The sequence below is a fragment of the Amycolatopsis sp. DG1A-15b genome (assembly GCF_030285645.1).
GTDB lineage: Bacteria > Actinomycetota > Actinomycetes > Mycobacteriales > Pseudonocardiaceae > Amycolatopsis.
The window spans coordinates 3958443-3981955 of the sequence record NZ_CP127296.1; the positions used below are offsets into that span (position 1 = coordinate 3958443).

Sequence of the window (23513 nt, forward strand, 5' to 3'; positions counted from 1 at the left end):
GTCAGCAGAGGGCGCGCATGCAGGCCAGCAGGCTGCGCGCTTCGACGTTCAGGTAGCCGCTGTGCGGGATGAGCGCCGACAGCTGGGCGAGGCTGGCCCAGCGGAAGCCCGGCGGGGTCGCGGCGAACCGGACGTCGTCGGCGACCTCCACGATCCGGTACCGGTTCTCGGCCCGGTAGAACCGGCCGCCTTCCTCCGAGAGGACGACGTCGTACTTGACGTCCTTCCCCCGCGCCGTGCGCACGTGGTCCAGGAACGCGGGACGCCGTTCCGGCGCCAGGTGCAGGTAGTTGTCCGGCATGCACTGCACGGTCGGGCCCAGTTCGACGATGTCGGGGGTGCCCGCCTCGACCCTGGCCTGCAGCAGCACTTCCAGGTAGCCGCGGGCGCGGCTGGCCAGGAAGGCGACCAGCCCCGTGCCGCACGGCGCGATGAGCGGCTGGGTCCAGCTGCGGACCTCGCGGCCGGTGGCCGTGACCGACATCGCGACGACCTCGAAGTAACGGCCCTCCTCGTGGGCGATCACCCGCTCGTCCCGGTGCCAGCGGCCGACCGACCGCAGGGGCGTGAGTTTCGCGGTGAGCTCGCAGTCGCCTTTGACGTGGTTGAGCCAGTTCTGGAGGCCGGCGGGTTCGGGGTCCTGCCGGAAGGACGCGACGACCGCCGGGCCCAGCTCGCCCGCGCGCCGCTCGGGCGGCCGGGCGGTGGCGTTCATCGGGAGGCAGGCCAGCACGGTGCGGCTGTCCATGTTAACCATGTTGTCCTGCCGCAGCAGCTCGTGGACCTGGCCGAGGGTGAACCACCGGAAGCCCTCGTGCAGCGGCACGTCCTCGGTGGTCTCGACGATGATGTTGCGGTTGCGCTTGCGGAAGAACCGGCCACCCTGCTCCGAGTGCAGCACGTCGACGAGCACCGTGCCGCGGCCGGGTTCGGTGAAGTGCTCGAGGTACTTGGTCGCCGCGCCGCCGTGGAGGCGCAGGAAGTTGCTGCGGGTGGCCTGGACGGTCGGGGAAAGCTGGATCACGTTGACGTTGCCCGGCTCCATCTTCGCCTGCATCAGCAGGCAGAGCACCCCGTCGATCTCCTTGACCAGGATGCCGAGCACCCCGACCTCGGGCTGGTGGATGATCGGCTGCGTCCACACCGGAACGACGCCGGCGGGGTCGTGCACGTCGAGACCGCGGATCGTGAAGAAGCCACCGGAACGGTGGCCGAGGTCGCCGGTGTCCGGATCGAACGACCAGCCGTCCAGCTCGGCGAACGGGATCGCCTCGGTCGTGAAGCTGCCGCGCGCGGTCCGTTCGGCCAGCCAGGCGGTGACTTCACCGTGCCCGCCGAGCGTCGGCGTGCTCAGCGTGGCCGCCGATTCCAGGAACCGGTCCAGCATGTCCCGCTGAACGAGAGTGGAGGGAGAAGTCACCACCGGTGCACCTTCCTTCGGAAGAAGTTCAGGTGCCCACCCTCGCCGGGGGAACTCGAATCACCCTCGAATACAGGGCGCGGCAACGGTCCTGGAGGGTACTCAGCCGGGGAAGACGCCCCGTTCCATCGCGACGGTGACCGCCGCCGTGCGGTCGCCGACCTCGAGCTTGGCGAACATCCGCACCAGGTGCGTCTTCACGGTCGTCTCGCTGATGTGCAGCTCCCGGCCGATGTCCGCGTTCGTCAGCCCCCGGGCCACCAGCCGCAGCACCTGGGTTTCGCGCGGGGTGAGCAATTCCGGCTCGGCCGGCGCCGGGGCGGGACTGCGCAGGTGGTTCACCAGTTTCGCGACGATCGCCGGGGACAGCACGGTTTCCCCGCCCGCCGCGGCGCGGACCGCCGCCGCCAGCTCCTCGGGTGTCGCGTCCTTGAGGAGATAACCCGAAGCGCCCGCTTCGACGGCGTGCACGATGTTCTGGTCCGTGTCGTAGGTGGTCAGGATCAGCACGCGGCAGCCCGGCACCTCGGCCACGATCCGCGCGGTCGCCGCGACCCCGTCGAGTTCCGGCATCCGCAGGTCCATCAGCACGACGTCCGGCCGGAGCCCGGCGGCCACGGCGACCGCCTCGGCCCCGTCGGCCGCCTCGCCGACGATTTCGAAGTCCGCCTCCATCGCGAGCAGCCCGACCAGGCCCGCGCGCACCACCGGGTGGTCGTCGGCGAGCACGATCCGGATGCTCAACAGCTCACCTCGATCTTGATCGTCGTGCCCGACCCGGGCGCGCTGGACACCGTCATCATGCCGGAGACCTGCTCGACCCGCGCGCGCATCCCCGCCAGGCCGAAGCCCGAAGCGCCGCCGGTCTCGAAGCCGCGGCCGTTGTCGGCGACCTCCAGCTGCACCGACCGGGCGTGGTAGCGCACCCGCACGCGCACGCGGGTGGCGTTGGCGTGCTTGCGCACGTTGGCCAGCGCCTCCTGCACCGCGCGCAGCAGCACCACCTGGACGTCGGTCGACGGCGCCCGCGGCTCGCCGAGCACTTCCGCGCTCGCTTCGATACCCAGCTCCTGCCCCAGCCGGGCGACGACCTTGCCGATCGCCACGTCGAGCGGCGACGCACTCAGCCCGGCGGGCCCGGACGCGCTGATCACGGCGCGGACTTCGGCCAAGTTTTCCGTCGCCGTCTTCTGCGCCAGCGCGAGCCGTTCGTGCGCCCGCTCCGGGTCGGCGGGGATGGCCGCGTCGGCCGCGCGGATCAGCATCAGCAGGCTGGTCAAGCCCTGCCCGACCGTGTCGTGGATCTCCTGGGCGAGCCGGTAGCGTTCGGACTGGACGCCCGCCTCGTGGTAGGACTCGGTCAGTTCGCTGCGGACGTTCTCCAGCTCGGCGATCAGCTCCCCCCGCCGCCGGTTCTCGGTGAGCAGCTGGGTCACGAAGAAGCCCACGAGCAGCGCGAACAGCCACACGGTCGCGGTCTGCACGGCGACGTCGGAAACCGCGCCCGGCGTCCAGCCGCGCCGGCCGAGGATCAGGACATCACTCGCCAGGGTGACGGCGAGGCAGGCCCACACCGCGATCCGGATGGGCTGCAGCAAGGCGAACGCGGCGGGCAGGAGCACGTATAAGGCGATCGACATCAGCCCGTCGACGGCCACCATCCCCAGCGTCCCGGCGAAGGCCAGCGCGAGGAAGAGCCAGCCGTACCCGGCCGGTGCCGTGCCGCCCAGCGCGGGCGCGCCCACCACGGCGTAGGCGACGCCGATCAGCGCGACCACGGCGTAGACGAACCAAGGGTCGCGCTCGAACGCGGCGAGCACGACGAGCACGACCCCCATCAGCGCGAAGGACGCGTGCCAGCCCAGCAGGATCCGCAGCAGCCAGCCCTGCCCGCTGGCGTCCTTCTCCGCGGATGTCACCGGAGCCTTCACCCGTCGTCGCGACCCTTCCAGCGGAACGTCGTCAGGCACAGGACCAACCCAAGCACGCCGTACCCGGCGAGCACCAGCGCGACCCGCCCGTGCGCCCAGGACAGCCCGGGCTCGTACTGCTGGAAGGCGTCCGGCAGGAACACCGAGCGCATGCCCTGGCAGAGCCACTTGAGCGGGAACACCGCGGCGATCTTCTGCAGCACGTCGGGCAGCTGGTTGAACGGGATGAACACCCCGGAGATGAACTGCAGGGTGATCACCGGCAAGAACACCATCGCGCCCGCGCTCGCGGCCGGCACCACGCTCGAATAGGCGAGGCCGAGCAGCGTGCACGCGATGATCCCGAGCACGTAGACCCACACGAACGTCAGCCAATGCCCGACGTCGGAGGGCAGGTGCAGGCCGAAGAAGAGGGTGCCGACCCCGAGCAGCACGACCACCTGGCCGAGGCTGGACACCAGCACGACCGCGATCTTCCCCACGAAGTAGGCGCTGCGCGGCATCGGCGTGCCGCGCAGCCGCTTGAGCGTGCCGTTCGCGCGCTCGCCCGCCACCTGGAGCACCATGCTCTGGAACGAGGTCGACAGGATGCCGACCCCGAGCATCCCGGTGACGTAGATCTGCTGGGCGTCCACGCCGGTGTCCCCGATCCGGCCCCGGAAGATGCTCGCCAGCAGCACCAGCATGATCACCGGCAGGGCGAAGGTGAAGATCACCTGGCCCTTCTCGCGGAAGAACTGCTTGATCTCCAGCGAGCCGCGCGCCAGCCCGATCCGCCACGCGGGCACGGGGAGCCGCATCGCCCGGTCCGCGGTTTTCGTCTCAGTCACCGGTCGCTCCGATCATGCTCAGGTAGACGTCTTCGAGGGTCGGCCGCCGGACGGCGAGGCCGGGGATGTCGTCGCCGAACCGCGTGGCCAGCTCCAGCACGGTCCGCGTCGGGTTCGGGCTCCGCACCTCGTGCGGACCGTCGGCGTCGGTCCAGGACACGACCGCCTCGAGCAGGTGCCGGCCGCCGAGGCGCGCCGGCGTGTCGACGTCCACGAGCGCGCCCTTGCTCAGCACCCCGACCCGGTCGGCCAGGTGCTCGGCCTCGTCGAGGTAGTGCGTGGTCAGCAGGATCGTGGTGCCCTCTTCGCGCAGGCGCGTCACCAGGTCCCAGAACTGCCGCCGCACCTCGGGGTCGAAGCCGGTGGTCGGCTCGTCGAGGAAGAGCAGCTCCGGACGGCCGACCAGGCCGAGCGCCACGTCGAGCCGCCGCCGCTGGCCGCCGGACAGCTGCGCGGCCCGCTTGTGCTCGTGGCCGCTCAGCCCGACGGCGCCGATCAGCTCGGCCGGGCGCCGCGCGTCCGGGTAGAAGGAGGCGAAGTGCGTGAGCACCTCGAGCGCCGTCAGCTGCGCGTAGTCCTGCGAGTTCTGCAGGACCACGCCCACCCGCGTGCGCCAGGCGAGGCTCGCCTTGCCGGGGTCCTCGCCGAGCACGTCGATCTCCCCGGAGTCCCGGTCGCGGAAGCCCTCGAGGATCTCGGTCAGCGTCGTCTTTCCGGCGCCGTTCGGCCCGAGCAACGCGAAGATCTCGCCCTGTTCGACATCGAGATCCACGACGTCGAGCGCCACGGTGTCCCGGTACTTCTTCCGCAGGCCGCGCGTCCTGATCACGGTGTCCTTCAGCATGGCGGTCAGGCTAGCCACCCCGGTTCGCCCTTGGCGAGGTGCGAACGATCGATCCGCGGTGTCCTCCGTTCGAAGGACAATCCGCGTGAGCCGCGCTGGACGGGCCTTCGAGTCCGCCGCCCGACGATCCGGGCTGGGCCGACCCGGACCGAGAGGAGCACCGGTGGAGATCATCGGACGCGGTTTCATGGCCAAGAACCTGCGCGAACACGGCATCGACCATCCGCGCACGGTCATCCTCGCCACCGGTGTCGCGACCACGACCGTGACCTCACCGGACGACTACGGCAAGGACGCGGCGGGGTTGTACGACACCCTTCGCCGCTGCCGCCGCACCGGCGAGCGGCTGGTGTACCTGTCGACGGCGTCGGGCGCGATGTACGGCGCGGCCGACTGCCCGACCCGCGAGGACGACGTGGTCTTCCCGCCACTCGCCTACGGCAGGCACAAGCTGGCCATGGAGGCCGTGGTCGCCCACTCCGGGGTGGAGCACCTGATCCTGCGGATGACCAACCTGGTCGGCCACAACCAGCGTGCCCACCAGCTGCTGCCGGCGCTGGTCGCCCAGGTGCGGTCGGGCCGGGTGCGCGTCTACGAGCGCGCGCACCGGGATCTGCTCGACGTCGAGCACGCGATCTCGATGATCGACATCCTGCTGACGCGCGGGGTGACCGGGCAGGTGGTCAACCTCGGGTCCGGGGTGGCGGTGCCGATCGACGACATCATCCGGCACATCGAAAACCGGCTCGGCCGGTGCGTCGAACGCGAGTACTGCCCGCAGCCGCCGCGGACGACTTCGGCGGTGCCGGTCTCGCTGGCGAAGCTGACCCGGCTGATCCCCGACGTGGTGACCCGGTTCGGCCTCGGCCCGACGTACTACCAGCGCGTCCTCGACCGCTACCTGGCGGCGCCGGTCCTGATCTGACGCCGGTGTTCCCCCTCGCCGTGCGGCGAGGGGGAACACCGGGGGGGGTCACCAGTGCGGAGCGCGGGGCATCCACCGCGGGATGCCGCCTTCGGCGTTGCGGCCCTTCTCCAGGAACGCGATGTTGTGGTAGACGTGCATGCCGACCAGCCCGGACTCGGTCGCCGACGGCTCGCCGTCGGTGTCACGCTCCTGGTGGTGCAGGTCGTCCAGCAGCGTCTTCAGCAACCCGAGCATCGTCGTGGGCACCCCGAAGTCGCGGTCGTCACCGCCGTAGCCCGGCAGGTACGAGGTCCACAGGTCCTCGATCACGTAGAAGCCCCCGGTGCGCACGTACGGGAACAGCGCCCGGAACGACGTGAGCACGTGTTCGTTGATGTGGCTGCCGTCGTCGATCACGATGTCGAACGGGCCGTGCTCCTTGGCCAGCGCGGCGAGCTGGGCCGGGTCGTTCTGGTCACCGCGCACCACGGTCAGCCGCGGTCCGGAGAACCGGGACTTGTCGAAGTAGTCGAGCCCGAACACCGAGGCCCGCGGGAAGTAGCGGCGCCACATCTTCAGCGAACCGCCCCCGGACTCCTCGTCCTCGTAGCCGCCGACGCCGATTTCCAGCAACCGCACCGGTTCCTCGCGCAGCGGCGCGAAATGGCGCTCGTAGTGCTGGGTGAACCAGTGCGTCTGGCCCCACTTGTCCGAGCCGTACCGGACGGCCAGCGCACCCAGGTCCGGGGCCCGCGCCGACAGCGCCGCGGTGAGGGTGGCCGACGCCGCGGCGATGGAGGGCTGGCGTTCGCGGGGCGGGAAGTGGGGGTCCATCGCGGTCGCCAGTTCGTAGGCGCGGGCGGGCGACGAGCGCCCGCGCGAGGGACCCCACAGTTCGGTGATCAGGTCCGCGGCGTCGTAACGCAGCCGGACGTCGCAGCCGGGGTGCGCTCCCGGCAGCACGCGCACCGGCTCGCCGGCCCGCAGCACCCACGTGTGGTCCGCGGACTCCCCTCCGTCCGAAACGGACAGTCCGATGCGGATTTCCAGCGGGTTCACGGGCGGGTCGAGCCGCAGCGTCCACTCGGCCACCGCGAGCTCGGCGACCCGGGCGAGGCCGAGCGCGTCCAGCCGGGCCCGGACCTCGTCCGGGCGTCCGCTCGCGGCCCGGATCAGGGATTCGATGTCGGGCGTAACGGTCTTCTCGGAAGTCACAGTTTTCCCTCCAGGGCACGGACGACCTGCGTCACGTGGTCGATGAGCCGGTCGGCGAGGCCACGGGCCTGCTCCTCGCCGATCGCGTCGGTCCGGTACCGCAGCACCCCGCCGACGGCCGGGTGCGGCCACAGCTCCAAGGTGATCTCCGGCAGGGCGTTGCGCGGCGGCACGCGGACCAGCTCGGCTTGCGCGTCGCCGAACCGCACCGCCGCCGGGGGCATCTCCTCCTGCAGCAGGTAGGCCTGCAGCAGCGGATGCCGCTGGTGGCCCTCGGGGATCGCCGGCATCACCGCGGCGAGCGGCACCAGCGGGGGCCGCATCACCTCCTGCAGCTGCCGCGCGGCCGCCGCGGCGAGCTCGGCCGGGTCGTCGATCCCGGCGGGCGGGCGCATCGGGACCATGCTCGCGAGGCACCCGATGACGTCGCCGGCTTCCTCGGTGAACCGCCCGGTGGTCGGCAGCGCGACCGCCGGTGACGGCTCGCCGGTCAGTTCCCGCAGGAGCAGCACGTAAGCCGCGTAGAAGATGGCCATCACGGTGCCGCCGACCGCGGCGGCGGCCCGGCCGACCGCCGGCAGCAGCACCTCGTCGATGTCGAGGCCGACCTCGGCCGCCGGACCGCCCCACGGCCGGGGGCCGGGCAGCGGGAAGCGCAGCTCCGGTGCGTCGGCCATGGCCGACTGCTTGGTGTAGACCGCGAGCGGGTACCGGTCGCGGTACTGCTCCCACTGCTCGGCCGAAACGCGGTAGTAGCTGGCCGGCCACTCGGCCAGGCCGGGCCGCCCGGCGAGGAAGGCGCCGTAGGCGCGGACCAGGTCCGCGGCGAAGACCTGGCCGGACCACCCGTCGAACGAGATGTGGTGGATCCCCACGGCGAGCACCGATTCGGTGGCGGACACCGGGTAGTACGCGGCCCGGATGGGGAAGTCGGCACCCAGGTCGAACGGGCGCATCACCCAGACGCACGCGTCCCGGACCGCGTCCGCCGTCGTGGCCGCCGGGCGGTCGGTCAGCAACCCGGCCAGTTCGGCGGCGGGGTGGATCCGCACCTTCGGCGTCCGGCCGCCCTCGGCGAACCGGGCCCGCAGCACCTCGTGCCGGGCGACGACGTGGTCGAGGGCCCGGCCGAGCGCGGCCCGGTCGACGGCGCCGCGTACCCGGTAGATCACCGGCACGACGGCTTCCTCGAGGTGACCGGCCTGCTTCTGGGCGTGCCAGAACTCGGCGACGGTGAACGGGACGTGGTCCGGCTCGTACGCGGTCTCCGGTCCGGGGTCGTGGTGGCCGGCGACGCCGGGCTCGAGGGCCGGCGCCGCGGCCACGGCCGCGGCGATGGCCTTCGGGGTGCGCGCGGCGAGGATGTCGGGCACCGCGACCAGCCGGCCGAACAGCGCGCCGATCCGCGTGGAGATGCGGATCGCGGTGAGCGAGGTGGCGCCCCGGTCGAAGACGTCGTCGTCGACGCCCACCCGGTAGCCGAGCACCTCGGAGGCGACCTCCCGGAGGGTGGCTTCGAGGCCCACGCCGTCGTCGGTGGACGCCGCGGTGCCCGCACCCGCCGCTTCGGCGAGGGCTCGCAGGTCGAGCTTCCCGTTGGGCAGCTTGGGCAGCTCGGCCACGGCGAGGACGACGTCGGGGACGAAGCCGGCGGGCAGGACCGCGGCAACGGCCTTGCGCACCAGCTCGGGCGGCACGCCCTCGCCGACGTAGAACGCGGCCAGGCTGGTCTTCAGCGCTCCGTCGAACGGCAGCGGCACCACCACGCCCGCGGTGACCCCGGGCACCGCCTCGATGATCCGCTCGACCTCCTCGGCTTCGATCCGGACCCCGCGGACCTTGAGCTGCCGGTCGCGACGGCCGACGAACACCAGCCGGCCCGCTTCGTCCAGCCGCGCCAGGTCGCCGGTGAAGTACGCGCGGCGGGGCACCCCGTCCAAGGCCAGCGTGGCGAACCGCTTCGCTGTCTCGGCTTCGTCGCCGACGTACCCGAAGCACACGCCGTCGCCGACCGTCACGATCTCGCCGGTCTGCCCGGCCGGGACGATCCGGCGGTCCTCGTCGAGCAGGTACACCGAGGTGTTCACCGACGGGGTGCCGATCGGAACTTCGTCGCCGAAGTCCGGGTCCGTGGTGGACCACGCGGTGGTGCTCACCGTGTTCTCCACGGGTCCGTAGGCGTTGACCACCCGCAGGCCGGGATGCGCGCGCAGGCACCGCTTCACGTGCGCGGCCGAAGCCCGCTCGCCGCCGACGAACAGCACCCGCGCGCCGGCGAAGCACTCGACGTCGTCGTCCACCAGCGCGTTGAACAGCGTCGACGCCATCGCGATGAGCGTCACGCCCTCGCCGATCCGCGCGCGCACCTGGGGGCCGCTCAGGTGCCCGCTGTCGTGGAGCACGGCGGTGCCGCCCTTGATCAACGGCACCCAGAGCTCGAACGCGAACACGTCCCACGCCGGGTTCGCCTGCTGCAGCGAGACGATCCGGCCGTCGTGCCCGTGCCGCCGGTCGAGGGCGGTGCGGGCGACGCCGCTGTGCGGCGCGAGCGCGGCCTTCGGCACGCCGGTGCTGCCGGAGGTCAGGAACACGCAGAACGGCGCCGTGCCGTCGAGTCCGTGTGCGGGCACCGGTGCCCCGCCCGGCAGTGCGTCGATGTCCAGTGTGGACACACCGGCGAACGGCTCGTGGCTCAGCAGCAGCTTCGCCCCGGTCCGCTCGATCAGCTGCCGCACCCGGTCCAGCGGCCAGTCCGGGGGTGCACAGGCGTAGGCGGCGCCGGTGCGCAGCACGCCGAGCAGCACCGCGACCAGGCGCGGGGTACGCGGTGCCCGGACCGCCACGATGTCACCCGGGCCGACCCCGGCCGCCGCCAGCGCCGAGGCCGCCACCTCGGCGTCCGCCACGAGCTCGGCGTAGGTCACTTCGGTTTCCCGCCACCGCAGCGCCACCGCGTCACCGCAGCGCTCGGCGGTGCGCACGACCAGCTCTTCGATGCGCGCGCCGCCGGAATACGCCTCCCGGGGGCCGTGCAGCACGGACAGCGTCTCTGTGGTCATCTGTTCCTCCTTGGCGGCCATCCTCGGCACGCTGCCTCAAGCGGCGGTCGACGCCGCTTCGCGCAGCGGCAGCCGGGCGGCGATCTGGTTCGGTGTGGGCAGCTCGTGCAGCTCGGCCGAAAGCTTCCGGGCGCCGTCGTCGAGGGAACCGGCCAGGACGGCGGCCACCTTTTCGGTCAGGAGCTCCTCGAAACCGTCGCCGGGGAAAACGAAATCGGCCGCACCGGCCGCGGCGAGCTGACGGGCGTTGAGGATCAGGTCCGCGCGCTGGGGCACGACGACCTGGGGTACCCCGGCGGCGACCGCCGTCAAGAGCGTGCCGAGCCCGCCTTGGGAGACCACCGCGTCGCAGGTCGGCAGCAGCGCGTGGAACGGCAGTCCCCGCACGACCCGCACGTTCGGCGCGACCGCCTCGATCGCTTCCCCCTCGGCCGCCGGCACGGCGGCCACCACCTCGGCGCCGAGCCCGCCGAGGGCTTCGACGACCCGGCCGGTGACGACGAGCTCCTTGTCGAACCGCCCGTTCGACAACCCCCAGGTGACGCAGATCCGCTTGCCGCGCCGCGGATCGGTCAGCCAGCCGGGCAGCACCCCGGGGCCGTTGAAGGGCACGTACCGCATGGGCAGCCGGGTCACCTCGGGCACGCCGGGGACCGGCCCGCCCGCCACCACCTGCACGCTCGGCGGGCACGGATCGACGGTGACCTCGCCCAGCGGTTCGACCCCCGGCAGGCCCCACCGGGCGCACAGGTCCGCCAGTGCTTCGTCCTCGAACTCCCGGGTGAGGCAGGCGTAGTCGATCCCCCAGGTGTGCCGGACCGCGGGCACGCCGAGCAGTCGCGCCACGATCGGCCCGGCGTACGTCGTCGCCTCGAACACCACCAGGTCCGGCTGCCACGCGCGGGCGAAGTCGTGGAGCCCGCCGGTCATCGCCTCGGCCGCCGCGACGCCGAGCCAGCAGTTGCGCGGCCCGAACCGGCGCATCTGCGCCCATTCCACGAGCTGGGCGTCGTGCCGCCGCGCGCGCTGCACGTACTGCCCCATCATCGCGGCGGTGTCGACGTCGGCGCCGACCGCCACGGCGGGCAGGCCGGTGCCCCGCACCGCGGGCACCAGTCCCGGCTGGGTCGCCACGACCACCTCGTGCCCCGCCGCGCGCAACGACCACGCCAGCGGCACCATCGGGTAGAGGTGGGTCGTCCAGTTCCACAAGGTGAACATCACCCGCACGCGCCGCTCCCTTTCACCCCGGCCAGTTCCGGCAACCCGGCGGCCACTTCGGACAGTGCCGGCTGCGCGGCGGCCTCCTCGGCCAGCGCCGCCGCGGCCTTCTCGTGCGACGCCGAACCGAGCACCCGCAGCACGGCGGCCTCCACGGAATCCGCGGTCGCGGCGTCGAGCGGGACCAGCTCGCCCGCGCCGGCGTCCGCGATCGCCCGGCTGTTGAGCACGTGCTCGCCGAAATGCGGCACGCACACCTGCGGCACGCCCGCCGTGACGGCCGACGCGACCGCGCCGGCGCCGCCTTGGGAGACGATCAGGTCGCAGCTGGGCAGCAGCAGGTGCAGCGGCAGGTTCTCGGCCACCCGGACGTTCGCCGGGAGCACGCCGAGCCGCACGCGGTCCCGGGGCGACACCGCGCAGACGACCTCGGCGTCGACCTCGGCGAAGGCGCCCAGCACCTTGTCCACGCCGAACGCGCGCTCGCCGAGCACGTGCGCGATGGTGCCCCAGGTGACGCAGATCCGCTTGCGGCGCGGGGGGTCGAGCAGCCAGCGCGGGACGGTGCCGGAGCCGTTGAACGGCAGGTGCCGGGCGAAGAGCCGGCGCACGCCGTCGCGGCGCTGCAGGCTCGGCGGGCACGGGTCCAGCGTGGCCGCCCCGTGCACGTCGAGGTCGTCGAGGCCGAGCGCGGCCCGGTGGGCGGCGAGCGCCCGCGGCGCGAACCCGCTGAGGTACGAGCTGTAGTCCACGCCCCAGATCTGGCGCACCGCGGGCACTCCGCACGCGGCCGCGGCGAGCGGCCCGGCGTAGGTGACCGCGTCGAACACCAGGAGGCCGGGTTGCCACCGGCGGACGAGCGCGACCAGGTCGTCCTGCATGACCTTCGCGATGAGCGCGTAGACCGCCAGCGGCTGTTCACCCGCCGCGCGGGCGGCCTCCCAGTCGGTCAGCTCGCCCGCCGCGGCCTCCTCGGCCAGCGGGGAGGCCCAGTAGTACTTCTCGATGATCGGCAGCACGTCGAAGTCGGCTCCGACGGCGACGGCCGGCAGACCTCCGCGCGTCACCCCGGCCACCGCGCCGGGCGGCACCGCGACGAGCACCTCGTGCCCGGCGGCCCGCAGGGACCACGCGATCGGCGTGAGCCAGAAGTAGTGCGTGGGCCAGGCCCACGAGGTCAGCAGGACGCGCACGTCAGCCTCCCACCGCGGCGAGCAGCCCGGCGCCCGCCGCGGCCGGGTCCGGCAACGCGCGGGACTCCTCGCGCAGCGCGGCCGCGGCCTCGGTGAACGAGGGGTCGGCCAGGAGCTCGGCGAGGACGTCCCGGATCGCTTCGACCGTCGCGTCGGCGGCGCCGACCCGCGCCCCGGCACCGGCGCCGGCCAGCTGGGCCGCGTTCGTCTCCTGGTCCGGGATGAGCGGCAGGCACACCTGCGGCAACCCGGCGAGCACGGTGGTGAGGGCACTGCCCGATCCCCCGGGGTGGACCACCAGGTCGCAGCCCGGCAGCACCAGGTTGAGCGGTTGCATCACGACGGTCTGCCAGGTCTTGGGGTACTCCGGGCCGAACGCCTCGGCGCCCGAGGTCGCGAACACGACGTCGAGGCCCAGGTCGGCGGCGGCGGCGAAGACGAGCCCGGGGAGCGAGCCGGCCGCGCCGAACTTCCCGCTGGTCGTCCCCCAGGTGACGCACAGCCGGGGCACCGCTCGGCAGTCCAGAAGCGTGCGCTCGTAGACCGCGGTGCCGTTGTAGGGCCGGTAGGCCATCCGCACCGGGGTGTACTCCACCGGCAGCTGCAGGCCCGGCGGGCACGGGTCGAGCGTCGGGGTGTCCCCGCTGACCACGCACGCGCCGGCGCCGAGGCGTTCGTACAGGCCGGCGAAGGCGGTTTCCTCGAACATCCGCAGCGGGTAGGTGAAGTCGACGCCCCACAGGTGCCGCACGGAAGGCACGCCGAGCGCGGCGGCGACGGCGGGGGCGGCGTAGGTCGTCGGGTCGTGCACGATGACGTCCGCGCGCCAGTCGCGGGCGAACCGGAGCAGGTCGCCGGCCATGGCGTCGGCGACCGGGACGAACATGTCGAGCGGGGTCCGCCGCTCCCGGCGCGGTTTCGCACCGTCCATGAAGGACTTCATCCGCGGCGCGAGGTCGACGTCGGCGCCGATCCGGGCCACCGGCAGCCCGGTCCGGGCCGCCACCGGCACCAGCGACGGCGGGCAGGCGAGCACGACCTCGTGCCCGGCGAGCCGCAGTCCCCACGCCGTCGGGACCATCGGGAACAGGTGCGAGGGCCAGGCCCACGACACGAACAGCAAACGCATACGGCCTCCTCGGCCGGCGACGGCCGTCGAGCGGATCACGGGGTCACCGGCTGCCGGCCAGCGTGCGCAGTTCGCCGACCGTCTCGTCGAGCGTGGCCTGCGCGGCCACCTCGGACCGCAGCCGCCGGGCGGCACCGGCGGCCGCCTCGTCGGCGAGGACCGCGTCCAGTGCCGCCCGCACCGCCTCCGGGTCGTCGTCTTCGACCAGGGCACCGGCGCCGGTGGCGGCCAGCCGCTGGGCCGGCACGAGATCCGGGAAGTACTCGGGCACCACGACCTGCCGCACGCCGGCCGCGACACCGGTCATCATGGATCCGGCGCCGCCGCGGGAGATCAGCACCGCGCTGCTCGGCAGCACCAGGTGCAACGGCAGGTTTTCGACCAGGCGGACGCCGTCGGGCAGGTCCGCGCCGAGGGCGTCCGTGCTCGGCACCGCGACCACCAGGTCGAGGTCCGGCCGGGCGATCGCCGCCACGAGCGCCCGCATCCGCCGCGCCGCGGCGGCCCATTCCTCCGGTCCCTTGAACTGCGGTGAGACGCCCCAGGTGAGCACCACCCGGGGGTGGCGTGGCTCGGTCCACAGCCAGCCCGGCACGGCGCCGGTCCCGTTGTAGGGCACGTACCTCGTGCGCAGGACGCGGCCGGGCACTTCGACCTGCAACGACGGCGGGCACGGGTCCACGGTGACGGTGCCGGCCGAGTCGAAGCCGCCGATCCCCAGTTTCCCGCACAGCTCGGCGAAGGCCAGGTTTTCGAAGGCCCGGGCCGGGGAATGGAAGTCGACGCCCCACAGCACGCGCACGTGCGGCAAGCCGAGTTTCGCGGCCACCAGGGGCGCGGCGTAGGTCGTCGGCTCGTAGAGCACGAGGTCCGGCGCCCAGCTGCGGCAGAACGCCTCGAGGTCGCCTGCCATGTCTTCGGCGAGCGCGACCGACAGGCCGAGCCGCTTGCCGGTGCCGCGGCCCGGGGCGGGCCCGGCATCCGGGGCCGGCCGGATCGGGCGCATGGCGCGGGCCAGCAACGCGGTGTGGTCGCCGCCACCGCCCACGGACACCGCGGGCAGGCCCGCGCCGGTCACCGCGCCGGTCAGCCGGGGCTGCGTGGCGAACCTGACGTCGTGTCCCGCCGCGCGGAAGGCCCACCCGATCGGGACCAGGGGCCGCACATGGGACGGCCAGGCCCACGACACCAGCAGCACGCGCACGCCGGTTCACCTCCGCCCAGTTACCAATCCGGCCATAGCAGGCCGACCCCCCACGCCGCACGTAACCGTTGCCACGAAGCCATTCGGCCGTGACTGTGGCCGGATCGGCAGCGATCGACACAGCAGTCCGGCCACCGTCGCGAGACCGGCTGGAGTCCGGGTCCAGGATGGGTGGGCCGGTGGGCGGTGGCGAAGCGGGTTCGAGCCGTTCCCGAGGCGGGGAAGGGATCGTGCGGGCATGCGAATTCTGTTCTGCACGTGGGCGTGGCCGACGCACTACCAGCCCATGGTGACCCTGGGCTGGGCCTTCCGGGCCGCCGGCCACGACGTCCGGGTCGCGAGCCAGCCGTCCCTCGTCCCGGTGGTCCAGGCGTCCGGGTTGCCCGCCGTGGCCATCGGGCGGGACGAGGAGATCGAGCCGGTGGTGACCCGGCTGCTGGCGGAGGACCCCCGGGTGCGCGGCTCGGGCAAGGAGTCCCGCACGGTGTCCGCTTACGCCGGGATAGCGGAGAAGATGGCCGGCCCGCTGCTGGCGCTGATGCGGTCCTGGCGGCCGGACCTGGTGGTGTTCGAGGAGAGCACCTACGCCGCGGCGCTGGTCGCGACCGCGCTGGGCGTTCCCGCCGTGCGCCACCTGTGGGGCGTCGACATCCTCTCCTACCTCCGGTCCTTCGAACCCGCGGCGCTCGCCGCGACCGCATCCTCACTCGGGCTGTCCACAGTGGACGTGGCGGGTGCGGTGACGGTGGACCACTGCCCGCCCGCCCTGCAGGTGCCCGGCGACTTCACCCGGCGGCACATGCGCTACGTCCCGTTCAACGGCGCGACGGTGCTGCCGGCGTGGGCGGCCGGGCCGCGGACCCGGCCGCGGATCTGCGTGACCTACGGCACGACCAGTTCCCAGCTGGCGTTCTACGAATGCGTCATCGACCGGCTCGTCCACGCGGTGGCGGGGCTGCCGGTCGAGGTGGTGGCGACGGTGGCCGGCGACGACCGGGCCGCGGTCGGCCCGGTCCCGGGCAACGTCCGGATCGTCGAACGGATCCCGCTGCACACCCTGCTGCCCAGCTGCGACCTGCTGATCTCGCAGGCGGGCCCGAGCACCGCACTGACGGCGGTGTCCTGCGGAACCCCGCAGCTGATGATCCCCCAGCTGCCGGACCAGCGCCTCATCTCGACCCTGGTATCGGCAGCGGACGCGGGCATCAAGCTGGACCTCGCCGAGGCGGACACCGAGACGATCCGGACGGCGGCGGCCGAGATCCTCGGCGACGCGGCCTACCGCGAAGCCGCGGCCGGGCTGGCGCGGCAGAGCCGGGAGCAGCCCAGCCCGGCCGAGGTCGTCGACGGGCTCGTCGCCCTGGCTCGCTGAGCACGGCCGGTCCACGGGCCGGCCGGCGTCCTGCCGGGCCGCCCGGCGGGTTCAGCCCGGCCGGCCTGCGAACACGCCTGACCCGAGCGCTGCCGACCTGACCCCACCCGCGGCAAGGATCCTGGCCCGAGCCCGGGCCAGGATCCTTGCCGCGCGGCCGGCAACCGAGGGCACCGAGCGCGCTCAGCCCAGCACGGCCCGGTGGAACGCCCGCAGCCCGAACCAGCCCACGCCCGCCGTGCCGCCCAGAAGCACCAGCAGCACCACCCAAGCCGACAGGTGCGGCACGTCCGGCGTCAACGCCGCCCGCAGCGCCTCGCTCAGGTACACCACCGGGTTCGCCAGTACCGCGATCTGCAGCCAGCGCACCGAGCCCAGCGCCGCCCACGGGTAGTACACGCAGCCGAGCATCATCAGCGGGATCATGATGATGCTGAACAGCACGTTCACCTGCGCGGGTTCCACCACCGAGCCGAGCAGCAGGCCGAGGGCGGCGGAGAACACCGAGCCCAGCAGCAGCATCAGCACCAGCAGCGGCCAGTTCGAATAGGACAGGTCGGGGACCTGGCCCGGCGCGTGCAGGAACGTCACGATCGGCAGCACCAGCACCGCCGCGAACAGCGACTGCACCGCGCCGCTGACGACCCGCTCCACCCCCACCGCCCACACCGGGACCGGGGTGAGCAACCGGTCCTGGATGGACTTCGGGTAGGACAGTTCCGTGATCAGCGGCACGGTCACGCCGAGCAGGCCGGCGAACAGCATCGAGTTGGCGAGGATCCCGGGTGCCAGCACCGTGCCCGACGTCCCGCCGATCCCGCCGGAGATCGAGGGCAGCACGTAGGAGAACACGAACACCGTCAGCAACGGCTGGACCAGCACCCGGCCGAGCAGCCCGCCGAGCTGCTTGCGGAACACCACGTGGACGTCCCGTGCGAGGAAGGCCAAGAACACCCGGGCCGGGGACACCGCCGGCGTTCTGATCGTGGTCATGCCCGGTACGCCCTTCCGGTCAGGGTGAGGAACGCGCTTTCGAGGCTGGGCCGGGCCGTGGTCACGTCCAGCAGCCGGCGGCCCGCCGCGGCGCCCAGGGCGACCAGCTCCGCGATCAGCCCGTCGGTCTCGGGCGTGGACACCCGGACCGAAGCGCCGTCCCGCACCACCGGCAGCGAGCCGAAGTCCATTCCGGACACCGGCCCGTCGTAGGTCGCGGTCACCAGCGACACCCCGCCGGCGGAGGCGATCAGCGCCGACACTTCGTCGCACACGAGCACGCGCCCGCCGTCGATGATCGCCGCCCGGCGGCAGAACCGCTCGGCCTCCTCGATGTTGTGCGTGGTGAGCACGATCGTCTGGCCCGAGGCGTGCAGCTCGCCGAGCACGTCCCAGACGTTGACCCGGCTGTGCGGGTCGATGCCCGCGGTGGGTTCGTCGAGGAAGAGGATCTCCGGACGCTGCACCAGCGCCCGCGCGATCATCATCCGGCGCAGCTGCCCGCCGGAGAGCTGGTAGAACATCGCGCCCCGGCGGTCGCCGAGGCCGAACTGCTCCAGCAGCTCGTCCGCGCGCCGCCGCGCCGCCGCGCGGGTGCCGCCCCAGTACCGGGCCCGGTAACGCAGGTTCTCCTCGACGGTCAGCTCCCGGTCGACGGAGTTGGTCTGGCTCACCAGGCTGATCCGCCGGCGCACCTGGACCGGCTCGCGCGCGGTGTCGAAGCCGGCGATGCGCACGCTGCCGGCGGTGGGCCGCACCAGCGTCGTCAGCATGCCGATCGTGGTCGACTTCCCGGCGCCGTTCGGGCCGAGCAGGCCGAAGAACTCCCCCGCGCGGACGTCGAGGTCGATCCCGGCGACCGCCTCGACCGGGCCCCGTTTCGCCGGGTAGACCTTCCGCAGCCCCGTCGCCGTCACGACGGAGGCCGTCCGCCCGGCCACGACGGGCCGGGCGGGGCTTCGCAATCCCGCCATCACACGGGCTTGCGCAGCACGAGCGACTGGCTCATCACCGGGTACATCGCGGAGACGAGCACTTCCGGCAGCGACTTCACCACGTGCTCGAAGTCGAACTCCGGCGTGCCGAGCAGCTCCCGCGGGTCGCCGGTCTCCAGCTCCAGCCCGCTCGCCTCGATCAGCGCGCCGACGTCCTGGTTGATGCCCCACATGTTCTTCTCCAGCACGCCGAACGGCCGGAGGTCGAGGAAGGCGTCCACCGTCAGGACCAGCTTGCCGCCCGGCTTCAGCAGCCGCGTGCTCGCTCGCACGATGTCGGCGCCTTCGGCGAGGTCCACGTGCTCCAGGACGGACAGGCACAGCACCCGGTCGAACGACTCCGGCTCGAGGTCCGCGTCCTGCAGGCGGGCCGCGACCAGCTCGACGTCGGTCCCGAAGGTGGTGTTGAGCAGCTGGTGCTCGCGCGGCGACAGCGGCAGGTAGCCCGGGTCGGTCCAGACGTTGTAGTCCTCACGGGCCGACGGGTCGACGTTGACCACCGAGCAGCCTTCGAGCGCGGCGACGAACTGCAGGCCGCTCAGCCCGCTGCCGACGTCGAGCACCCGCATGCCCGGGGTGAACTCCGCGACGGCGAACGCCCACGGGTACTCGTGCGCCCGGGTGCCGCTCGCGTACTGGAAGGCGAACGGGCCGTAGTCCGGGTTCGCGGGATCGGCCAGCGCCTCCAGGGGCCGCTGCTGAGGCCGCTTGCCTTCGGCGAGCAGCCGCGCGGACCGGTGTCCGTAGGGCGCACCCCACTTCTCGTTCCACGCCTCGAACTCGGCGGGAAGATCCTTGCGTGCCAGCATGGTTCACCTCTCAGACGGTCGCGTGCTCACGTGCGGCCAGACGTTCCAGCACCGGCACGATCTCGGTGGGCGCGGGCTGGGCGTTGGCCTCGTCGGCCAGCCGCCGGGCGTCGTCGCGCCACTGGGGGGTCTGGAGCAGGTCGGTGACCAGCCCGCGGACGGTGTCGTGCCCGGCATCCTCGGGCAGCAGCACCGCGGCCGCCCCGGTCGGCGCCAGCTGGTTCGCCACGAACGCCTGGTCGGGGAACTGCGGCACGATCAGCTGCGGGACCCCGTTGACGACCCCGGTCATCGTGGTCCCGTTGCCGCCCTGGTGGATCATCAGGTCGCAGGTCGGCAGCAGCAGGTGCAGCGGCAGCGCGTCGACCACCCGGATGCCGTCGGGGATCGGGCCGAGGTGTTCGCGGTGCGAAGGCGCGACGGTCACGACGACCTCGGCGTCGATCCCGGCGACCGCCTCCAGCATCTGCCCGGCCAGCACCAGGTTCGGGTTCACCTTCGCCAGGGTGGTGCCCCAGGTGATGCAGACCCGGCGCCGGGCCGGCGGCTCCAGCAGCCACTGCGGCACCTCGGCCGGGCCGTTGTAGGCGATGTAGCGCATGAGCTGCTTGGGGTAGTCCGTCGGGAGCTGGATGCTCGGCGGGCACGGGTCGACCGTGAGCGTCCCCTGTGGACTGAACTCGGTGACGCCGAAGCGCTCGGCGAGCCCGCGCAGGAGGACCGGCTCGATGTCCCGGCCGCGGTAGGCGATGTCCGGCGCCATCAGCACCCGCACGTTCGGCACCCCGACCGCGGCGGCGGCGATCGGGCCGGCGTAGGTGGTCGGGCCGTGCACGACCAGGTCCGGCTGCCAGGCGCGGGCGAACTCGACCAGGCCGTCGACCATGGTCTCGGCGATGTCGGCGAACATCTGCAGCGCGCGTTCGCCCTTGGGCTTGCGCAGCTGCTTCCACAGCTCCACCGTCGCCGGCGCGTCCCGGTCGATGTGCATCGTGTCGCGCGTCAGCTGGCTGAAGTCGCAGTCCTCGCCGACTTCGACGGCGGGCTGGCCGGACATGGTGATCGCCTCGGCGAGCGCGGGCGGACCGGCGACCCGGATCTCGTGCCCCGCGTTGCGCAGCGCCCAGGCCAGCGGAACCATCGGGTAGTAGTGCGGGGGCCACGCCCACGCGGAGAAGAGCACGCGCATTCGCGTACTTCCTTTCTGAGACGCCGTATGTCAGGAACTTCGCAGGCAGGCTTGGGGCACGGCTGGAGGATCGCTCACCTCCCGGCGAGCGACCGCAGCTCCGCGACGAGCTCGGCGGGGGCGGGCCGGTCCTCGTTCTCCAGCCGCGCCCGGCGCGCCGCCGCCGCGAACCCGCTCCGCTGCAGCACGTCGAACACCGCGCCGGCGACCGTCGCCGCGCTGAACTCCGCGGCCGCCAGCGCGCGGCCCGCGCCCGCGGCCTCGATCCGCCGCGCGATCGCCAGGTGGTCCGGCAGCTGCCCCACGGCGACCTGGGGCAGCCCGGCGGCGAGCCCGGTCAGGACGCTGCCCGCCCCGCCCTGGGACACCAGCACGTCGCAGTGGGCGAGGAGCCGGTCCAGCGGCGGGTCGACGAACACCGACACGGAGGGCGGCAGGTCCCCGAGCAGCGCGCGCTGCCGCGCCGAAACCGCCAGCACGACGTTCACGTCCAGTTCGGCCACCGCGCGGGCGGTCTCCCCCGCGAGGAAGTACTGCGGGCCGAGCAGTTCCATCGTGTGTCCCCAGGTGACGCACACCCGGGGCCGCGCCACCGGGCCGAGCACCACCTCGGCCCGCTCCGGACCCGAGCACGGCAGGTAGCGGACCAGCCGCCGCGGCAGGTCGCCCGGAGCGTGCAGGCACGACGGTGTCGGGTCGATCGTGGTGCCGGCGAGCGGGTCGACCGGCCCGACACCGAGCCGTCCCCCGATCGGTTCCAGCAGGCCGGGCAGGAACCGGGCGGCCCGCGCCACCAGGTCGGGCCCGTAGAGGTGGCGGACCGACGGGATCCCGAGCGCGGCCGCCACCAGCGGCCCGGCGAACGCCGTCGGTTCGGCGACCACGAGGTCGGGTCGCCAGGCCTGGGCGAACCGCACGGCGTCGCCCGCCATCTCGGCGGCCAGCCGCGCGAACAGCTTCAACGCCCGGGGCACCCCGTCGGCCGGCGGCTCCGGCGCGGGCCGGGCTTCGGCGGGCAGGACGAACTTCCGGAACTCCGGCAGCACGTCGAGGTCGGGGCCGGCGGCGACCGCGGTCAGCCCGAGCTCGGTGATCGCCGGGCCGAGCGCGGGCTGCCCGAGCACTCTGACCTCGTGCCCGGCTCCGCGCAGCGCCCACGCGAGCGGAGCGACCGGATGCAGGTGGGTGCGCCAGCCCCACATGACGAACAGCACGCGCATCGCCCTCGGCCGCCGGCCGCCAGTGCTCACACTTCCTCCAGCACGTCACGTCCGCGGCACCCTTGCGCGCGGGCGAGCCATCGATCACCGCCACACCGGACCAAGGCGCCATCGGGCCGCACTGGATTCGCCGTCCAGCCGCCCGCTCGCGAGCCGGGGTCGAGCGGGTCTATAGCCGCCATCGCGACACTTCGGCAGCTTTTCGACACCCGCTCTCGAGCGCAGGGGATACGACATGGCCGATTCAGCGAGATCGCTCCTGCTGGAGCAGGTCCGCGGCTACCACGACGCACAGGCCCCCGGGCCGGAGAAGTTCGTCCCCGGCGAAACGCCGATCCTGTCCTCGGGCGCGGTGCTCGACGCGGACGACCGCGTGGCGCTGGTGACAGCCGCGCTCGACCTCCGGATCGCCTCCGGCGGGATCGCGGCCAAGTTCGAGTCGTCGTTCGCCCGGACCCTCAAGCGGCGCAAGGCGCTGCTCACCAACTCGGGCTCGTCGGCGAACCTGCTGGCGATCAGCGCGCTGTGCGCGCCCCAGCTCGGCGACGCCCGGCTGCGGCCCGGTGACGAGGTGATCACCGTCGCGGCCGGGTTCCCGACCACGGTGAACCCGATCCTGCAGCACGGCCTCGTCCCGGTGTTCGTCGACATCGAGCTCGGCACCTACAACACGACGGCCGAACGGGTCGAAGCCGCGTTCTCGCCGCGCACCCGCGCGATCATGATCGCGCACACCCTCGGCAACCCCTTCCCGGTCGCGGAGATCGCCGAGCTCGCCGAGCGGCACGGGTGCTACCTGATCGAGGACAACTGCGACGCCGTCGGGTCGACCTACCAGGGCCGGCTGACCGGGACGTTCGGCAAGTTCTCCACCGTGTCCTTCTACCCGGCCCACCACCTGACCATGGGCGAGGGCGGCTGCCTGCTGACTTCGGACCTGAAGCTGGAGCGGCTGGCGAGGTCCCTGCGCGACTGGGGCCGCGACTGCTGGTGCGAGCCCGGCGAGGACGACCGCTGCCTGCGGCGGTTCGATTTCTCGCTGGGCACGCTGCCGCCGGGCTACGACCACAAGTACGTGTTCTCGCAGCTCGGGTACAACCTCAAGAGCACGGACCTGCAGGCCGCGCTGGGGCTGAGCCAGCTGGCGAAACTGCCCGACTTCATCGAGGCGAGGAAGCAGAACTGGCGGCAGCTGCGCGAAGGCCTCGACGGCTTGCCGGGCCTGCTGCTGCCCGAGCCGACCCCGGGCAGCGACCCGAGCTGGTTCGGGTTCGTGATCACGGTGCGCCCGGACGCGGGCTTCACGGCCGGCGAGGTGATCGCCCACCTGGAGGCCAACGCGATCCGGACCCGGCGGCTGTTCGCCGGCAACCTCACCCGGCACCCGGCCTACCTGGACCGGCCGCACCGCATCTCCGGCTCGCTGGCCAACAGCGACATCGTCACCGAGCGGACGTTCTGGATCGGCGTGTATCCGGGCATCACCCCGGAAATGATCGAGTTCGTCATCGGCACCCTCAAGGAGTTCGTCGCCACCCACTGAACGAGCCTCCCCGGCGCCTCTCGGAACTACCACCGTTCCGAGAGGCGCTTTTCTTTTCACATTGTGAAGACTTAAGATAGAATTGAGGTTCACGGCAATCTTTGCCACCGCGGATACCGGGAGTGCATTTATATTCACTGCTCGTGACGCGCCCGACCATCCGGATAAAACGGATCTAACGGGAAAACGGAAGAATACTCGCGAATCCTCAGGACGTCGGGTCGTCGCTGCTCACCGGGACTTCACGGCACCCCAGCCGGCCCCCCTGAGGGTCTTCCAACCATCGTTTGGCCCTCTCGGGGAAATCTTGACACCGCCACCAGCGGCGAATACTGTCAGCCACACGGTGCGAAGACGCTAAATCTGGGGTGAGGGCAGCCTTTTTGCACCGGACTGGGGATGAGGATCGGCTATTTCACCGTTTTGCCGGATAGTCGAA

19 protein-coding genes are annotated in these 23513 nt (G+C 72.7%); 3 read left to right on the forward strand and 16 right to left on the reverse strand.

Going from position 1 to position 23513, the window contains the following annotated elements; all coding sequences use genetic code 11:
* Nucleotide 1: 1 nt before the first annotated feature.
* The 5 genes from QRY02_RS18010 to QRY02_RS18030 form a co-directional block, all read right to left on the reverse strand.
* Entirely contained in the window at nt 2-1423 is a 1422-nt protein-coding gene (locus QRY02_RS18010; protein WP_285992691.1) for an NDP-hexose 2,3-dehydratase family protein, read from the reverse strand.
* A 99-nt stretch (nt 1424-1522) separates the two neighbouring features.
* Nucleotides 1523-2164: a response regulator gene (locus tag QRY02_RS18015; protein ID WP_285992692.1), complete on the reverse strand. Its 642-nt coding sequence runs from the start codon at nt 2162-2164 to the stop codon at nt 1523-1525.
* A complete protein-coding gene (locus tag QRY02_RS18020) occupies nt 2161-3339 on the reverse strand; it encodes a sensor histidine kinase (protein WP_285992693.1) in 1179 nt (392 codons plus the stop codon). Before QRY02_RS18020 ends, QRY02_RS18015 begins: the two co-directional genes overlap by 4 nt.
* Nucleotides 3340-3347: 8 nt before the next feature.
* Nucleotides 3348-4181, reverse strand: a complete 834-nt coding sequence (locus QRY02_RS18025; RefSeq protein ID WP_285992694.1) for an ABC transporter permease — start codon at nt 4179-4181, stop codon at nt 3348-3350.
* Complete coding sequence (locus tag QRY02_RS18030; protein WP_285992695.1) at nt 4174-5025, reverse strand: ABC transporter ATP-binding protein; 852 nt, start codon at nt 5023-5025, stop codon at nt 4174-4176. The genes QRY02_RS18025 and QRY02_RS18030 overlap by 8 nt, the downstream gene beginning before the upstream one ends.
* 163 nt (nt 5026-5188) lie before the next feature.
* On the opposite strand from QRY02_RS18030, the gene QRY02_RS18035 reads away from it, so the two are divergent.
* Nucleotides 5189-5950, forward strand: coding sequence for an NAD-dependent epimerase/dehydratase family protein (locus QRY02_RS18035; protein WP_285992696.1), 762 nt, complete (start codon nt 5189-5191; stop codon nt 5948-5950).
* A 48-nt stretch (nt 5951-5998) separates the two neighbouring features.
* Here the strand turns inward: QRY02_RS18035 and QRY02_RS18040 are convergent, their stop codons facing one another.
* Genes QRY02_RS18040 through QRY02_RS18065 form a run of 6 tightly spaced genes read right to left on the reverse strand, consistent with a single transcriptional unit; the run spans nt 5999 to nt 14953 of the window.
* A complete protein-coding gene (locus tag QRY02_RS18040; protein ID WP_285992697.1) occupies nt 5999-7147 on the reverse strand; it encodes a class I SAM-dependent methyltransferase in 1149 nt (382 codons plus the stop codon).
* A complete protein-coding gene (locus QRY02_RS18045; protein WP_285992698.1) occupies nt 7144-10206 on the reverse strand; it encodes an AMP-binding protein in 3063 nt (1020 codons plus the stop codon). Before QRY02_RS18045 ends, QRY02_RS18040 begins: the two co-directional genes overlap by 4 nt.
* 36 nt (nt 10207-10242) lie before the next feature.
* On the reverse strand, nt 10243-11427 hold the full coding sequence (locus QRY02_RS18050; RefSeq protein ID WP_285993859.1) for a nucleotide disphospho-sugar-binding domain-containing protein: 1185 nt from the start codon (nt 11425-11427) through the stop codon (nt 10243-10245).
* Nucleotides 11427-12620 (reverse strand): nucleotide disphospho-sugar-binding domain-containing protein, encoded by a 1194-nt coding sequence (locus QRY02_RS18055; RefSeq protein WP_285992699.1) that lies wholly within the window; start codon nt 12618-12620, stop codon nt 11427-11429. The genes QRY02_RS18050 and QRY02_RS18055 overlap by 1 nt, the downstream gene beginning before the upstream one ends.
* A gap of 1 nt (nt 12621) precedes the next feature.
* Entirely contained in the window at nt 12622-13749 is a 1128-nt protein-coding gene (locus QRY02_RS18060; RefSeq protein ID WP_285992700.1) for a glycosyltransferase, read from the reverse strand.
* A gap of 43 nt (nt 13750-13792) precedes the next feature.
* On the reverse strand, nt 13793-14953 hold the full coding sequence (locus QRY02_RS18065) for a nucleotide disphospho-sugar-binding domain-containing protein (protein WP_285992701.1): 1161 nt from the start codon (nt 14951-14953) through the stop codon (nt 13793-13795).
* 238 nt (nt 14954-15191) lie between these two features.
* Between QRY02_RS18065 and QRY02_RS18070 the strand changes: the two genes are divergently transcribed.
* On the forward strand, nt 15192-16325 hold the full coding sequence (locus QRY02_RS18070) for a glycosyltransferase (protein ID WP_285992702.1): 1134 nt from the start codon (nt 15192-15194) through the stop codon (nt 16323-16325).
* A gap of 183 nt (nt 16326-16508) precedes the next feature.
* On the opposite strand, the gene QRY02_RS18075 is transcribed toward QRY02_RS18070, so the two are convergent.
* The 5 genes from QRY02_RS18075 to QRY02_RS18095 form a co-directional block, all read right to left on the reverse strand.
* The gene (locus QRY02_RS18075; protein ID WP_285992703.1) at nt 16509-17318 is read right to left on the reverse strand and encodes an ABC transporter permease; all 810 of its coding nucleotides are present in this window, start codon (nt 17316-17318) and stop codon (nt 16509-16511) included.
* Complete coding sequence (locus tag QRY02_RS18080) at nt 17315-18292, reverse strand: ABC transporter ATP-binding protein (protein ID WP_285992704.1); 978 nt, start codon at nt 18290-18292, stop codon at nt 17315-17317. Before QRY02_RS18080 ends, QRY02_RS18075 begins: the two co-directional genes overlap by 4 nt.
* Nucleotides 18292-19122, reverse strand: a complete 831-nt coding sequence (locus tag QRY02_RS18085) for a class I SAM-dependent methyltransferase (protein ID WP_285992705.1) — start codon at nt 19120-19122, stop codon at nt 18292-18294. The genes QRY02_RS18080 and QRY02_RS18085 overlap by 1 nt, the downstream gene beginning before the upstream one ends.
* A gap of 10 nt (nt 19123-19132) precedes the next feature.
* A complete protein-coding gene (locus QRY02_RS18090; RefSeq protein ID WP_285992706.1) occupies nt 19133-20311 on the reverse strand; it encodes a nucleotide disphospho-sugar-binding domain-containing protein in 1179 nt (392 codons plus the stop codon).
* Nucleotides 20312-20385: 74 nt separating this feature from the next.
* Entirely contained in the window at nt 20386-21561 is a 1176-nt protein-coding gene (locus QRY02_RS18095; protein ID WP_285992707.1) for a nucleotide disphospho-sugar-binding domain-containing protein, read from the reverse strand.
* A 205-nt stretch (nt 21562-21766) separates the two neighbouring features.
* Between QRY02_RS18095 and rfbH the strand changes: the two genes are divergently transcribed.
* The gene (gene rfbH / locus QRY02_RS18100; protein ID WP_285992708.1) at nt 21767-23074 is read left to right on the forward strand and encodes a lipopolysaccharide biosynthesis protein RfbH; all 1308 of its coding nucleotides are present in this window, start codon (nt 21767-21769) and stop codon (nt 23072-23074) included.
* Nucleotides 23075-23513: the final 439 nt, after the last annotated feature.